Annotated in this window: 15 protein-coding genes; 7 read left to right on the forward strand and 8 right to left on the reverse strand. The window is 61.7% G+C overall.

Going from position 1 to position 14296, the window contains the following annotated elements; genetic code table 11:
• Positions 1–19: 19 nt before the first annotated feature.
• The 6 genes from KI236_RS08795 to zapA all read right to left on the reverse strand — a co-directional run bounded on the left by KI236_RS08795 (position 20) and on the right by zapA (position 4862).
• Positions 20–526 (reverse strand): hypothetical protein, encoded by a 507-nt coding sequence (locus tag KI236_RS08795; RefSeq protein WP_212821249.1) that lies wholly within the window; start codon positions 524–526, stop codon positions 20–22.
• A 10-nt stretch (positions 527–536) separates the two neighbouring features.
• Positions 537–1370, reverse strand: a complete 834-nt coding sequence (mreC, locus tag KI236_RS08800; RefSeq protein ID WP_212821251.1) for a rod shape-determining protein MreC — start codon at positions 1368–1370, stop codon at positions 537–539.
• A 3-nt stretch (positions 1371–1373) separates the two neighbouring features.
• On the reverse strand, positions 1374–1952 hold the full coding sequence (locus KI236_RS08805) for a Maf family protein (RefSeq protein WP_212821252.1): 579 nt from the start codon (positions 1950–1952) through the stop codon (positions 1374–1376).
• A gap of 4 nt (positions 1953–1956) precedes the next feature.
• The gene (dut, locus tag KI236_RS08810) at positions 1957–2406 is read right to left on the reverse strand and encodes a dUTP diphosphatase (RefSeq protein WP_212821253.1); all 450 of its coding nucleotides are present in this window, start codon (positions 2404–2406) and stop codon (positions 1957–1959) included.
• 72 nt (positions 2407–2478) lie between these two features.
• On the reverse strand, positions 2479–4542 hold the full coding sequence (locus tag KI236_RS08815; protein ID WP_212821254.1) for a U32 family peptidase: 2064 nt from the start codon (positions 4540–4542) through the stop codon (positions 2479–2481).
• Positions 4542–4862, reverse strand: coding sequence for a cell division protein ZapA (gene zapA / locus KI236_RS08820; RefSeq protein WP_212821255.1), 321 nt, complete (start codon positions 4860–4862; stop codon positions 4542–4544). The genes KI236_RS08815 and zapA overlap by 1 nt, the downstream gene beginning before the upstream one ends.
• A 239-nt stretch (positions 4863–5101) precedes the next feature.
• On the opposite strand from zapA, the gene KI236_RS08825 reads away from it, so the two are divergent.
• From KI236_RS08825 to prmA, 5 genes are all read left to right on the forward strand, one after another.
• The gene (locus KI236_RS08825) at positions 5102–5992 is read left to right on the forward strand and encodes a DnaD domain protein (protein ID WP_212821256.1); all 891 of its coding nucleotides are present in this window, start codon (positions 5102–5104) and stop codon (positions 5990–5992) included.
• A gap of 584 nt (positions 5993–6576) precedes the next feature.
• Complete coding sequence (locus KI236_RS08830; RefSeq protein WP_178671803.1) at positions 6577–7569, forward strand: ATP-binding protein; 993 nt, start codon at positions 6577–6579, stop codon at positions 7567–7569.
• Positions 7570–7853: 284 nt separating this feature from the next.
• Positions 7854–9221 carry a tRNA uridine-5-carboxymethylaminomethyl(34) synthesis GTPase MnmE gene (gene mnmE, locus KI236_RS08835; protein ID WP_212821257.1) on the forward strand — a complete coding sequence of 456 codons (1368 nt, stop codon included), beginning with the start codon at positions 7854–7856 and terminating at the stop codon, positions 9219–9221.
• 636 nt (positions 9222–9857) lie between these two features.
• Positions 9858–10730, forward strand: coding sequence for a DegV family protein (locus tag KI236_RS08840; RefSeq protein WP_212821258.1), 873 nt, complete (start codon positions 9858–9860; stop codon positions 10728–10730).
• Positions 10727–11659 carry a 50S ribosomal protein L11 methyltransferase gene (gene prmA, locus KI236_RS08845; RefSeq protein WP_212821259.1) on the forward strand — a complete coding sequence of 311 codons (933 nt, stop codon included), beginning with the start codon at positions 10727–10729 and terminating at the stop codon, positions 11657–11659. Before KI236_RS08840 ends, prmA begins: the two co-directional genes overlap by 4 nt.
• Before the next feature lie 318 nt (positions 11660–11977).
• Here prmA and KI236_RS08850 read toward each other — a convergent pair whose 3' ends face one another.
• Entirely contained in the window at positions 11978–12205 is a 228-nt protein-coding gene (locus KI236_RS08850; RefSeq protein WP_212821260.1) for a helix-turn-helix domain-containing protein, read from the reverse strand.
• Positions 12206–12293: 88 nt separating this feature from the next.
• Here KI236_RS08850 and KI236_RS12265 point away from each other — a divergent pair, with 88 nt between their 5' ends.
• Together KI236_RS12265 and KI236_RS08855 are read left to right on the forward strand one after the other, a co-directional pair.
• Entirely contained in the window at positions 12294–12419 is a 126-nt protein-coding gene (locus KI236_RS12265) for a hypothetical protein (protein ID WP_268978132.1), read from the forward strand.
• A 94-nt stretch (positions 12420–12513) separates the two neighbouring features.
• On the forward strand, positions 12514–13329 hold the full coding sequence (locus KI236_RS08855) for a ParB/RepB/Spo0J family partition protein (RefSeq protein ID WP_212821261.1): 816 nt from the start codon (positions 12514–12516) through the stop codon (positions 13327–13329).
• 176 nt (positions 13330–13505) lie between these two features.
• On the opposite strand, the gene KI236_RS08860 is transcribed toward KI236_RS08855, so the two are convergent.
• Complete coding sequence (locus KI236_RS08860) at positions 13506–14264, reverse strand: hypothetical protein (protein WP_212821262.1); 759 nt, start codon at positions 14262–14264, stop codon at positions 13506–13508.
• Positions 14265–14296 lie beyond the last annotated feature (32 nt).

Genomic DNA, 14296 nt, shown 5'->3' on the forward strand with positions numbered 1-14296 from the left:
AAAAACCTTTCGGTGGGCCTTATTCCCGGTCAAACACCCGCCGCAGCTTCCGCATGGGCAGATATACCAGGGGCATCAGGGGCAGGGTCAGCAGTAGCTCCTTGCCCAGCAGCATCAGGGCGGAGAGGGGGGTGAAGTCCACCTTTGCCTGCAAAAACAGGATGTTCAGCACAGAGCAGCACACCATGCTCAGCACCCCGCACAGCATACAGCAGAAAAACGGCCACGACAGCACCTTGGCCGACAGCAGCTGCGTCGCCACGAACACCACCAGAAACGACACCGTGTAAAAGCACGGCAGCACCCCCGGCATGGTCAGGTCCATCAGCAGCCCCAGGGCCAGGGTGTAAATGGCGCTTTCGTGGGCGGTCTCCAAGGCGGCTACCGTGGACACCAGCACCGGGAATATAAAGGGATGCACCCCCCATACCCGCAGATGCACCAGCCCGAAGCACTGGACCAGGATGAAAAGCAGGGAGACCAGGGTGTAAGAGAGCCACTTATATACATAGCCACGACGTTCCACAGCGCACCCCTCAGTCCACAATGTCAAAGGCGGTGATGACGAACACCTGCACCAGGCTCTCCGGCCGGACATTGGGCTGCACCACGGCGTACTGGGTCAGGCCCGAGTCGTCCGTGCGTACATCCTCCACCGAGCCGATGACCAGGCCCGAGGGGAAGTAGCCGCCCAGGCCCGAGGTAAGCACCAGGTCGCCGCCCACCGGGGGATTGGTGCCGGAGAGATAGTTGAGCTTCACCTTGCCGCTGCTCATTAAGGACAGGTCGCCCATAGCCACGGCGGCCTCCCCGGTGCGGAACACCGTGGCGCCGAACTGGGCCTGGGTGTCCAAAACCGTTGCCACGGTACACCAGTTGAGCCCCACCTCCGTCACCACGCCCACCAGGGCGCCGTACTCATCCACCACGCAGTTGTTCACGGCTACGCCGCTGCTTGTGCCCCGGTTCAGGGTCAGGGTGGAGGCCCAGTTGGAGTTTTCGTACTGGGTCACCTTGGCGCTTTCAAAGGTGAAGTCCCTGCGCTGCTGGCGCAGATTCAGGAGGTTGCGCAGGCGCTCGTTTTCCTGGCTGTCCGTCTGGGCCTGGCGGTTGGCCTCCTCCAGCTCCGCAATGCGCTTTTTCAGCTCCTCGTTCTCCTTTTGCAGGGTGTCCACATCGTCGAATTTATCGCTGATAGACCCCACCCAGTTGCCGATGGCGGCCCCGGCGGAGCGGAAGGGGGAGGCGATGGTCCCGGCAATGTTATCCAGCAGTCCCGTCCCGGTGGCGGAGAGGATGGACAGCGTCAGCACAATGACCACCGCCGCCGCCAGGATCCATATTCCCATTTTGTTAAAAAAATTCTTCATAGTTTACTCCAAAAGCTCGATCCCGAAGTCCCTGAGCATATCCGCCAGCATGCCCACCGGCAGACCCATCACATTGAAAAAGTCTCCGTCGATGCGCTCCACCAGCAGCGCGCCCTTGCCCTGGACGCCATAGGCCCCGGCCTTGTCCATGGGCTCTCCGGTGCGAATGTAGGCCCGCAGCTCCTTTTCCGTGGCCGGACGGAAATACACATCCGTTTTTTGGGCCCGGGTGGAGATTTTCGTCCCCCGGCGCACGGTCACGCCGGTACATACCGTGTGCCGCTCCCCGGAGAGCATGGTGAGCATCTCCAGGGCCTCGGCCTCATCCCGGGGCTTTCCCAGGCGCTTTTCCCTTAAAAAAACCATGGTGTCGGCGGTGATGATAAGCTCATCCTCCCTGCACAGCAGGGCCGCCGCGTCGGACTTCTCCCGGGAGATGAACTGCACGATCTCCTCCGGGGACAGGTTTTCCGGATAGCGCTCCTCCACCTCCGGCACCCGGATGTCAAAATCCGTGATGCCCATGCGGCCCAGCAGCTCCTGCCGCCGGGGTGACCCGGAGGCCAAAACGATCCTCTCCATAGCCTTACCTCCCGGTGGAGCCGAAGCCCCCGACGCCCCGCTCCGTTTCGTCCAGCTCCGGCACCAAATGTACCCGGGGCTGCACCACCGGTGTCACCATAAGCTGCGCAATTCTGTCACCGGGCTGCACCGTGTAGGACACATCGGAGAGGTTCACAAGCCCCACGGCGATCTCGCCCCGATAGTCGCTGTCGATGACGCCCACGCCGTTGGAAAGGCACACGCCCTGCTTGATGCCCAGCCCGCTCCGGGCGAACACCAGGGCCACATAGTCGGCAGAGGGCAGGGCGATGGCGATGCCCGTGGGCACCGTCTGCCGCGCTCCGGGGGCCAGGGTCACAGGGCTGTCGATGCAGGCCAGCAAATCCATGGCCGCCGAGCCGGGGGTGGCAAACTTGGGTAGGGGAAAGTCCTTGCCCATCTTGGGATGTACCGCTTTGATTTTCAGTTCCATGGGGTCAACCTCTCAAAAAGTAAATACAAATAGTAATATTATATGATAATAATACAATTATCTATCAGAATTTTACTCGACTCCCCTGTAAAACAGGCCGCGAGTGAAGTCTGCGGGGGCGGGGAAATCTTCCCCCTGATACCGCCGCAGGATGTCCAGAGCCTCCTCCGCCGTCTCGGTGGTGAAGCGGAGCCGGGCCCAGGTGAGGCCGCATTTTTTCCACTGGGGCTTATCCGCCAGATACAGGGCCTTGCTGTTTTGAATCTCGCTGCGGCAGCCGTGGGCGCAGAGAAGGGGAAAGGCTGCGCCGGTCCGGTCTGTGAGGGTGCCGCCGTTTCCATGGCTGCACTGACCGCTGCACCGCAGGGGGCAGTTCTCTGTGATCATCAGCGGCAGCCGCCCGTAGACCACAGCCTCGCAGGGCAGGTACTTGGAAAGGTCCCGCACCTGCTGGTGCCGCAGCTCCGGGGACACCGTGGCGGCGGTCACACCCAGCTGCCCCAGGAAAAGCAGGGAGAGACTGTTAAACACATTCAGGCCCATGTCGCCCCGAATTTCCAGACCCAGACCGGCTACAATGGGCAGGTGGCCCAGGTTGCTCACCGCCACGGCGGAGAGCCGGGGGTGGGACTGCAGGACCTTTCGGAAAGCGGCCTCGTCCTCCGTGCGGAAAACCCGGGGCAGCACGGCGCAGAGCCTTGTGTACCCGGCGTATTCCTCCAGGTCAATGGCATCCAATAGGGCAAGGGGCAGGTATAGATAGTCCACGGCCTTGGCCAGCTCCGGTGTGAGCTGGTGGGCATAGGTGACGGAGGCGGTGAGCTTCGGCGCGCCTGTGCAGGCCGCTGGAGCCGGGGGCGGCGCCGGGGTGTCAAGGACGCGCCGGGGCGGCTTTTCCGTCAGCAGCGCCCGGAGCCGGGAAAGGGCCTCCCGCCGCAGAGCGTTGATGCTTCCGGCGGAGAGCATCAGCCCCTCCTCCAGGGAAATATCTATCCTGCGGCACACAAATTCCGTGCCGCCGGTTTTTTGCAGCCGGGCGCGCAGCTCCTCCTCCGTCAGGGAGCGGCTTCGGGCCGCCTCCGGCACGGGGCCGTCTACGGTGACCTGCCGCCCGTCCGGGAGAGCCGCCGTCAGGAGGGCCCGGGCTCCCGCCGCTATCCGGCAGGTGAAGTCCACCGCCACGGGCCGATTCTCCGCCCCGTTTTCATAGGTTTTGCGCACCTGCGCAAACCAGTCCTCGGGCCAGCGGGCATTTTCGGGCCGCATACCGAACATGGCCGCGCCCCGGTGTCCGGTCCAGTATCCATCGGTAAAGCCGCTGCGGGAAAAGGCCTGCTCCAGCTGCGCCGACTCTGCCGGGGAGGGGGGACGCTTTTCATCCAGCAGGCGGCGGTAAATGCCCGTCACCGCCCCCACATACTCGGGCCGCTTCATGCGTCCCTCGATTTTCAGGCACGCCACCCCCATTTCCTCCATTTGCCGGAGATAGGGGGAGAGATTGTTGTCCTTTAAGCTCAGCAGGTATCCGCGCTTTTCGCCCAGGGCATAGGGCAGCCGGCAGGGCTGGGCGCAGGTGCCCCGGTTACCGCTGCGGCCGCCGATCATGGCGCTCATGGCGCACTGGCCGGAGTAGCACATACACAATGCTCCGTGGCCGAACACCTCTACCTCCGCTCCGCAGCGGCGGCAGATGACTTCCGTGTCGTGGGCGGAAAGCTCCCGGGCCAGCACCACCCGCTCCATGCCCAGCTCCGCCGCCAGACGGGCTCCGGCCAGGGTGTGCAGGCTCATCTGGGTGCTGGCGTGGAGGGGCTGATCCGGGGCCACCTGCCGGGCCAAAAGCCACAGGCCCCAGTCCTGCACCAGCACCGCGTCCACACCCCAGGCGCTGGCCTTGCGGAGGGTCTCCGCCGCCTCGGGCAGCTCCCGGTCGGTGAGGAGGGTGTTGAGGGTCAGGTAGACCTTCACCCCATGCCGGTGGCAGTAGTCCACGGCCTGGGGAAAGGTTTCATCGGTAAAATTTCGGGCGCTGCGGCGGGCGTTGAAGCTGCCCAGGCCCATGTATACGGCATCGGCCCCGTTTTGCACGGCGGCCAGCAGGGCCTCCGGAGACCCGGCAGGGGAGAGAAGCTCCATTACTTCCGGCCCTGCTGCTGGGCCTTGTAGAGCTGGCGCTTCAGCTCGGAGGCCTCGTTTTTGGCCTGAGCGGCCTCGTCCAGATAGCTCTTTACCTGGCGGCGCAGGTTCTCCGCCGTCTGCTCGCTTTTCAGCAGCTCGTCGGCCAGGTTTACCGCCGCCAGCACCGCTGCGTCGCCCCGGCCCACCTTGGCCCCTGCGATGATCTCGGTCATTTTTTTGTCCACCAGGCTCGCCACCTGCTCCATATAGGCGGTGTTTTCCTCGGCCACCAGGGTGTAGTCCTCGCCGCAGATGTTCACTGTGATTCGATTCGCCATAGCTGCCTCCTGTTCTTTTTCCGAAAAAGGGTATACATCCTCATACTAAATCACTTTATTATAGCACATTTTTCCATGGGGAAAAGCCTTTTCTGTATGAAAATAAAAAATTAACAAATAAAACGCTTTCGCGGCTTTACGAAAAGGGGGTTTTCGTGTAAAATATACTCTGCATTATTGTGCAGTCTTTTTGACAGAAAAACGAAGCTTTTTCGCCGGTATTTGAAAGGGGAGGGCGTATGGCAGGCTATATAATTCAGGATCGGGAGCAGATGCTCACCCTGCCTGCCCGGCAGGTGGACGCCCTGCTGGACCTTTCCGACGGCGACGCGGCGCTGCTGTACCTGTGCCTTATGCGCGTGGAGGGGGCGGTGACGCCGGAGCAGCTGATGGAAAAGCTGCACCTGAGCGCCCTGCGGCTCCAGGCGGCCCAGACCAAGCTGGAGAAGCTGGGCCTCATCCGTGCCCAGGCCCTGCCGGTGCCGGAGCCCCCGCGCCGGCCGGCGGAGTTTACCGACCGGGAGCTGGGGGACCTGCTGCGGGACGGCGAATTTCAAATGCTGGTGGAGGAGACGGAGCGGGCCCTGGGCAAAAAGCTCACCACCATGGACCTGAAGCGTCTGGCCAGCCTCCACCGGGAGGTGGGGCTGCCGGCGGATGTGATCTTCCTGCTGGTGCGCCACTGCGTAGAAAACCAGGAGCTTTGCTACGGCCCGGGCCGCCGGCCCACGGTGGCCTTCATCGAGCGGGAGGGACACTACTGGGCAAAGCGGGGCCTGTTTGACCAGGAATCCGCCGCCCGGTTTCTCCGGTCGGTGTCCCAGCGCCGGGAGCGGACCGGGGAATACATGGCCGCCCTGCAAATGGGGGACCGCCGCCCGGTGGAGGCGGAGGAGAAGTACATCGGCCAGTGGATGGACTGGGGCTTTTCCCCGGAGATGGTGGCCATTGCCTACGAAAAAACAGTGCTGAAAAAGCAGGGCATGAACTGGAAATACTTAAACGGCATCCTGCGCCGCTGGAACCAGGAGGGCCTCCACACCCCGCAGGCCCTGGAGCAGGAAAAGCGGCCGGAACCTAAGTCCCAGCAGGGGAAAACCCAGGCCATTGAGGAATATATGAAGTGGTAAAGCACACTGGTCGTGGGGAGCCGCTCCCTTACGCACCATCAAGAACCCACTGCACCGGGCGGACAGAGTCGTCCGCCCCTACAACGGTGAAATGAAAACTCCGTAGGGGCCGATGCCCACATCGGCCCGACGGTTCTGTACCGCACCCACGGCAGGGCACACGGGCCCTGGCCTACAAGGTGTTGTGTTATCGGGCCCGGGCGGACAGAGTCGTCCGCCCCTACACCCGCACACCCATTATAAACTGTCATTCCGAGACCAGTGCGCACACTGGTCGTGGGGAGCGAACCGAGCGCTGCCGGTGGCAGAGGAAGCGAGGTGAGCGAGTGGCCGCGGTCAAAATTTCCAGCGTCCGCCGTAAGGCAGCGCAGAAATTTTGGGCACCGCAACAGGGTCATCCGTAATACCCTTGCACAAAGCCAAAGGGGAACGGATTGCCACAACCAGTGACATCGGTCACTGGTTTCGCAATGACAAGGGAAGTTTTTTGGAGAGGTGTTTTGCGTCTGCGGACACAAACTCCGGGAGACTTTTTTGATATAAACAGATAATAACATAGAATCAGGCACGAAGGGGGCAGACATATGGCATACGACGGCAAGGTTATGCGCGCGGCGTGGCAGCGCTTTGAGGAGGATAAGCAGCGCCGGGCATCCCAGGCGGAGACTCGCCGCCGGCGCATCTATCAGGAGGTGCCCCGGCTGGAGGAGATCGAAAAGCAGCTCCGGGGCACCGTGGGGCGCATTATGGCCCAGGCCCTGCGCCGGGGAGAGGACCCGGCCCCGGCTATCGCCCGGCTGCGGGCGGAGAATCTGACCCTGCAGCAGGAGCGCTCGGCCCTGCTCAAGGAGCATGGGTATCCCGCCGACGCCCTGGAGGAGCGGCCCCGGTGCATCCTCTGCGGCGACACGGGGTACTGCCGGGGTAGCGTCTGCGCCTGCCTGCAAAATTATTATGCCCGAGAGCAAATTCGTCAGCTCAGCAGTATGCTGGATGTAAGCACCCAGAGCTTCGACACCTTCGAGCTGGATTGGTACGACACCGAGCCCGGCGCCTTCAGCCGCAGTCCCCGGGAGACCATGGAGCGGAATTTCACCGTCTGCCGCCGCTTTGCCCAGGACTTTGGGCATTCCGGGGGCAACCTGCTCCTTTTCGGCGACCCGGGCCTGGGCAAGACCTTCCTCTCCGCCAGCATCGCCCGGGTGGTCAGCGAGGACGGATTTTCCGTGGTGTATGACACGGCGGGCCATGTGTTCGCCCGGTGCGAGGCCGCCAAGTTCCGCTCCGATGAGGAGCCGGACGCGGCGGAGGATGTGCGCCGCTATGAAAAGAGCGACCTGCTGATCCTGGACGACCTGGGCACGGAGATGACCACGGCCTTTGTCCAGAGCGCCCTGTATCAGCTGGTGAATAGCCGCCTTCTGGCGGGGAAAAGCACCGTGATAAACACCAATCTCACCCCGCCCGAGCTGGGCGTGCGCTACGGCGCAGCCGTCCGCTCCCGGCTGGAGGGAGAGTACACCGTCCTGCCCTTCATCGGCCGGGACATCCGCAAGCTGAAGCGGGAACGGAGCTGATTTTCCCGGCCCCGGCAGAAAAAAGTTACGCTATACACGGCGTATCTAATATGCTATAATAGATTCAACTAACCTATAAAAAGCCTCGCAGAGTTTGCGCCCGCAGGCGAAAAAAATTGGGATCATTTTTCACCGCGACATGTGCGTGGGGAAAAATACCTCTCAGGCTGCAAGTGTGGAATTTTGAGCCTATGGCTCAAAATTATGCGCGCAGCAGACTGTAATCCTCTTGGCAGAAAAAACGAAGTTTTTTCGCCAGTTTTCTTAAGGAGAGTATAAAAACCATGACCGATACCATTGCCGCCATTGCCACCGCCCGGACGCCTGCCGCCATCGGCATTGTGCGCATTTCCGGGCCGGAGACCCTTTCGGTGGCGGACCGTGTGTTTCGGGCCAAAAACGGAAAGCCTGCCGCCGACCAGGCTACCCGCCGGATGCTCTACGGCCAGATGCGCACGGCGGAGGGGACGGTCATCGACGACGGCCTGTGCGTCCTGTTTCCGCCCCAGAGCAGCTATACCGGCCAGTGGTCGGCGGAGCTGCACTGCCACGGCTCCCCTGTGGTGCTGGACGAGGTGCTGCGCAGCACCTTTGCCGCCGGGGCCCGGCAGGCCCGGGGCGGGGAGTTTACCAAGCGGGCCTTTCTCAGCGGGCGGATGGACCTGATCCAGGCGGAGGCGGTGGCGGACCTCATTGACGCCGAAACCGCCGAGTCCGCCCAAAACGCCGCCCTCCAGCTCTCCGGCGCATTGAGCCGGGGCGTGGAGCGGGTGTACGGCGACCTCATGGACATTACCTCCCGCTTTTATGCGGCGGTGGACTACCCCGACGAGGACATTGAGCCGCCGGAGCATCGGCAGATAGCCGATACCCTCACCGGCTGCCGCCGGGAGCTTCAGCGGCTGCTGGACACCTTCCGCCGGGGCCGCATTCTGAAGCGGGGCATCCCCACGGTGCTGCTGGGCCTGCCCAACGCCGGGAAATCGTCGCTGCTTAACGCCCTGCTGGGCTACGACCGGGCCATCGTCACCGAGGTGGCCGGCACCACCCGGGACACCCTGGAGGAAAAGGTCTGCTTCGGCGGCCAGCTTCTGCGGCTGTGCGACACCGCAGGCATCCGGGAAACGGGCGACAGCGTGGAGAAGCTGGGCGTGGACCGGGCCGTGGCGGCGGCAGAGCAGGCCGGCCTTTCCCTGGTGGTGCTGGACGGCTCCCAAAGCCTTACCGGCGGGGAGGAGGCGGTCTTGACCCTGGCGGAAAAGGCGGAGCATACCATTATAATTATCAATAAAAACGATTTGCCCCAGCGGCTGGACACGGGAGCTATACAGGAGCGGTTTCCGAACATCTGCACCCTCAGCGCCCGAACCGGGGAGGGCCTGGAGGAGCTTGGGGCGCTGATTCAAAGGCTGTACCCCACTCCCCACCGGGAGACCGGGGCCCTGCTCACCAACAGCCGCCAGGCCGAGGCCGTAAGCCGGGCTTTGCAGGCGGTGGACCGGGCTGCCGCCGCCCTGGACGGGGGTCTGACCCCCGATGCCGTCCTCACCGATGCCGAGGAGGCCCTGGCCGCCCTGGGGGAACTGACGGGCAAGAGCATCCGGGAGGACCTGGTAACCACCATTTTCTCCCGCTTCTGCGTGGGGAAATAAACCCTGCCCCTACACGGATCGGAACCCACCGCATCGGGCGGACAGAGTTGTCCGACCCTACAACGCATTCCGTAGGGGCCGATGCCTACATCGGCCCGCACCGCACATTCGATAAATGAACTCCCTACTCCCCACGAAATCCCTCCACCAGCCTTCGGCTGGTCCCCCTCCTTTTAGGCAAGGGAGGCCGAGGGACGGGGGACGGATTGCCACGGGTGCCTTGCGCCCTCGCAATAACAGAAGCCGAAAGAACTTGCGTGTCATTCCGAGACCAGTCCGCAGACTGGTCGTGGGAATCCGTAATACCCCTGCACAAAGGTCGAGGAGAACGGATTGCCACAGCCAGTGTTCGCACTGGCTTCGCAATGACACCGTTAACAAGAGGTGCTGTATAAGCCCGGGCGGGCCGATGTAGGCATCGGCCCCTACGGAAGCGTTACAAGAGGTGCGGTGAGGTGTGGAATCCCCCAGTCACGGCTTCGCCGTGCCAGCCCCCTTTAGGCAAGGGGGCCAAGAGGACGGGGGTTGCGGCAATCCGTTTCCCCCGCTGTACATCCATCCATTTCCTCTATTATCGTATTTCCCGCCGGGCTGCGCCCGGACAATTCATAAATAAACCAAAGGAGGGCATATTTTATGCGCGATTATGTTATCATGACCGATAGCTGCTGCGATCTCACCGACCAGATGGCCCGGGAGCTGGAGCTGGAGGTCCTGCCCCTGACCATGCACATGGACGGACAGGACTACCCCAACGACCTGGCCGGCACGGCTATTTCCAACCAGGAGTTTTATAAGCGCATCCGCGCCGGGAAGCTGGCCACCACCTCGGCGGTGAATGTGGGCCAGTTCCAGGACGCCATGCGCCGGGTGCTGGAGAGCGGCAGGGACATTGTCTGCGTCTGCTTTTCCTCGGCCCTCTCCACCACCTATCAGTCCGCCGTCATTGCGGCGGAGGACCTGCGCTCGGAGTTTCCGGAGGCGGAGATCCATGTGGTGGACTCCCTCAGCGCGTCTCTGGGCCAGGGCCTGCTGCTGTATTTGGCCGTGGAGCAAAAGCGAAAGGGCCTCACGGCGGCGGAGCTTGCCAAGTGGGTGGAGGATAACCGCCTGACCGTCTGCCACTGGTTCACCGTGGACGACCTGAACTTCTTAAAGCGCGGGGGCCGGGTCAGCGCCACCACGGCGCTGCTGGGCACCATGCTCTCCATTAAGCCCATTATGCACACCTCCGACGAGGGCAAGCTGGTCCCCGTCAGCAAGGCCCGGGGCCGCAAGGCCGCCATTGCCGCCCTGTTGGATAAGATCGAGGCTCTGGGCATTCACCCGGAGAAGCAGACCATGTTCATCTGCCATGCCGACTGCGAGGAGGACGCCAAGGCCGTGGCCCAGACCATCCAGGACCGCTTCGGCACCCCTACGGTGCATATTAACTACATCGGGCCCGTCATCGGCAGCCACACCGGCCCCAACACCATGGGCATCTTCTTTGTGGGCACCCAGCGATGAACTGGATCGAGGTACATATCGACACCTGCCCCGGGGAGCTGGACGATCTCTGCGCCCGGCTGGAGAGCCAAGGCATCACCGGGCTGGTCATCGACGATGAGGCGGATTTCAAGGATTTTCTGGAAAATAATCACCAGTACTGGGACTATGTGGACGACGATCTGTTGCAGGAGAAAAAGGGCCTGTGCCGGGTGACCTTTTACCTCTCCGACGACCCGGACGGCCAGCGTCAGCTTGCAGACATTGAAAAAATGGTCGGGGCGCTTCCCCAGGCGCACCTGAGCCGGGCTGCTGTCCAAGATGCCGACTGGGAGAATAACTGGAAGCAGTTTTATAAGCCCATGGAGATCGGGGAGCGGCTATTGGTGATCCCGGAGTGGGAGCAGGCCGGTACCTCCGGCCGGGTGGAGCTGCGGCTGAACCCGGGCCTTACCTTCGGCACCGGCAGCCATGCCACCACCCGCCTGTGCCTCCGGGCTTTGGACGCCCATATTCACGGCGGCGAGCGGGTCCTGGACCTGGGCTGCGGCAGCGGGATTTTGTCCATTGCCGCCCTGTGCCTGGGCGCGGCGGAGGCCTTTGCCTGCGACATCGACGATAAATGCGTGGATGTGGCCTATGAAAACGCCGCCATCAACGGCATCGGCAAGGACCGCTACACCGTCCGCTGGGGCAATGTGGTCACGGACCAGGCCCTGCAAAGGGAGTTTGGCGGGGAATATGATATTGTGGTGGCCAACATTGTGGCCGATGTCATCATAGGCATCTCCCCCCAGGTGCGCCCGTTTCTGAAAAAAGGCGGCCTGTTCCTCTGCTCCGGCATCATTGACACCCGGGCCGAAGAAGTGGCCGACCGCCTTCGCCAGGACGGATGGGAGATACGGGAGACCAACACCAGCGAGGGCTGGTACAGCTTCCTCTGCCGCTGAAAAATTGAATTAAGCCGAAAAGCACCCCCGGCGGGGTGCTTTTTTGCGCGCCAAAAAATAAAAATCGTAGGGGCCGATGCCTACATCGGCCCGCCCCACCGCACTACTTGTTACCCACCCGTAGGGGGCGGCGTCCCCGACGCCCCGCTTTCGCGCACCTTCATGTAATGCGTAGGGCGGGCTGCCCCCAGCCCGCCGCCCGACAACCACCGCCTCCCGGCAGGGCACGCGGGCCCTGCCCTACAAAAAAATACCATTGTAGGGCGGGGTCCATGTGCCCCCGCACCTCTTGCAAAAAACAAAAAACCGCGCAGAGATTCACTCTGCGCGTTTACTTCTCGGATACGGTTTCTTCTCGTCCGTAAGCCCGGCCAAATAGTCCATGCTGGTGTGCAGCGCCTGGGCCACCCGCTTGCACTGCTCGAAGCTCAGGTACCGCTCGCCCCGCTCGATCTTGGAGTAGGCGCTCTGGTCGATACCCGTCAGCATCTGCATTTTCACCTGTGTATAGCCCCGCTCTTTGCGAAGCTCCCGAATTCTGCTCAATTTCATCACCCAATGAAATTATGCCAATTTGTCCTATTGATTATAGGGTCAAATTGTCCTATAATTAGAAAGAGGGAGGTGAAAATCAATGCCCGATTACAAAGAAATGTACCTCAACATGGTCCGCGCCGCCGAGCAGGCCCAAAACATCCTCATCGAGGCCCAGCAAAAGTGCGAGGAGATGTACCTGGACACCCAGGACGACGAGGACTGACCCACGACACGCAAACTTTTTTGGATTTCCCGACAGCTTTCCCACTTTTTTTTCACCTGTTTCTGTTATATTCGAGAAAAAGGAGGCGTTTTGCGTGAAAAATATTCCCAAAAGTGACTTCATTTCCAGCCGTGTACGGTACATACCCTTAGAGCGCATCGTGCCCAATCCCCACCAGCCCCGGCGGGATTTTGACCCGGAGGGCCTGTCGGAGCTGGCCGACAGCATCCGTCAGTATGGGGTTTTGCAGCCCGCCACGGTGCGCACCCGGGGCCGGGACTATGAGCTGGTGGCCGGGGAGCGGCGGCTGCGGGCGGCCAAGATGGCCGGGCTTCGGGAGCTTCCGTGCCTCATCGCCCAGGTGGGGGAGGAGGACTCGGCCCTGCTGGCCCTGATGGAGAATCTCCAGCGCCGGGACCTGAGCTTTATGGAGGAGGCGGCGGCCATCGCCCAGTTGGTGCAGCGCTGGGGTCTGAGCCAGGAGGAGGCGGCCCGGCGCCTGGGCAAGAGCCAGTCTGCCGTGGCCAATAAGCTGCGTCTGCTGCGCCTGCCCGAGGCCGTGGTGGAGCAGATCCGGCAGGGCGACCTCTCCGAGCGCCATGCCCGGGCCCTGCTGCGGCTGACGGACCCGGAGGAGCAGCTGGCGGCGGTGAAAACCATCCTGGCCCGGCACCTGAATGTGGCCCAAACGGAGGAATACATAGAGACCCTGCTGCGGGAAATACAAACCGCACCGTCCCGACGGAGGCCCACCTTCATATTAAAGGATGTCCGCCTGTTTCTCAACAGCTTGGACCGCTCCCTGAATCTCATGCGCTCGGCAGGGGTAAATGCCGCCTGCGGCCGCCAGGACACGGAGGATGAAATCCTGCTGACCATCCGCATCCCCAAGGCCCGGAGGGTGGGGTGAGAAAAAGGCCTGCAAGGAAATATCCATAATAGGGCAAGGGGGAGGCTACCCCAAAATGCACGGTACTCCATAGTGTTATTGCGAGGGTGTGAAGCGCCCGTGGCGATCCGTATCCCCCGTCCCCAACAGCACGAAGAGCACCGACAAAAGTTGTCGGTGCTCTTCGTGTAGGTGCATTAGTTTGCTACGCAGGTTTGGCAAGGCGTAAGGCCACGGCGAGTTACATCGTCCCATGTAATCTCTACGCTGTTTTTCTTTTTGCCGTTAGCACAGTATTCTTCGTAATGATAGCGTTTGCCGCTGGGGGTTGCGTACACATGTCCATGATAATTTTCCTTATATGGAATTTCCGGCTCCGGGGCAGGTGTTGGCTCGGGCTCGGGTTCTGGCTCGGGGGCGGGTGCAGGTTCTGCGTTGGAAGTGCCCTCAGAGTCGGAGGAGGAATTGGCTTGCGAGTCAGAGGCTGGCACCGCGTCAGTGCCGGAGCCGGTCTGCGCCGGAGAATTGGGTGTTTCGGTGGCGGGCGCATCCTTGGCGGGCGTTTGTACGGGGGTCTTATCGGTAGAGATTTGTCCCTTGGAGCTGGGATCAGTCTGGATGGTCGACGGCTGCCTTGAGCTCTCCGCTGGAGTTGTTTCCAAATTCGGCGAGATAGCTACGGAGACGAAAAAAACTACCGCCATTGCAGCAATTTTGATGCCTTTTTTTAAAGGAATCTTACTGCAAAAAAAACGCTCCAACGGTTTAATGGGGACGGTCAGCACCGTGAGCAAAAGAAGCAGTACACTGCTGACGGAGGGGAAGAAAACAAGAATTCCGGAGAAAAAGAATGCGGTCAGGCTCCACCGAATGATTAAGAGAATGCGAGAGGAGTCCGGTGAGCCTTTTTCGGGGTCGCGTGGCTCGGGGGAATTTTTATGCAATAAAGAAGTCATATCGTCACCTCGCATTATTTCTAGTATTTTAA

Source organism: Vescimonas fastidiosa, from assembly GCF_018326305.1.
Classification (GTDB): domain Bacteria; phylum Bacillota; class Clostridia; order Oscillospirales; family Oscillospiraceae; genus Vescimonas; species Vescimonas fastidiosa.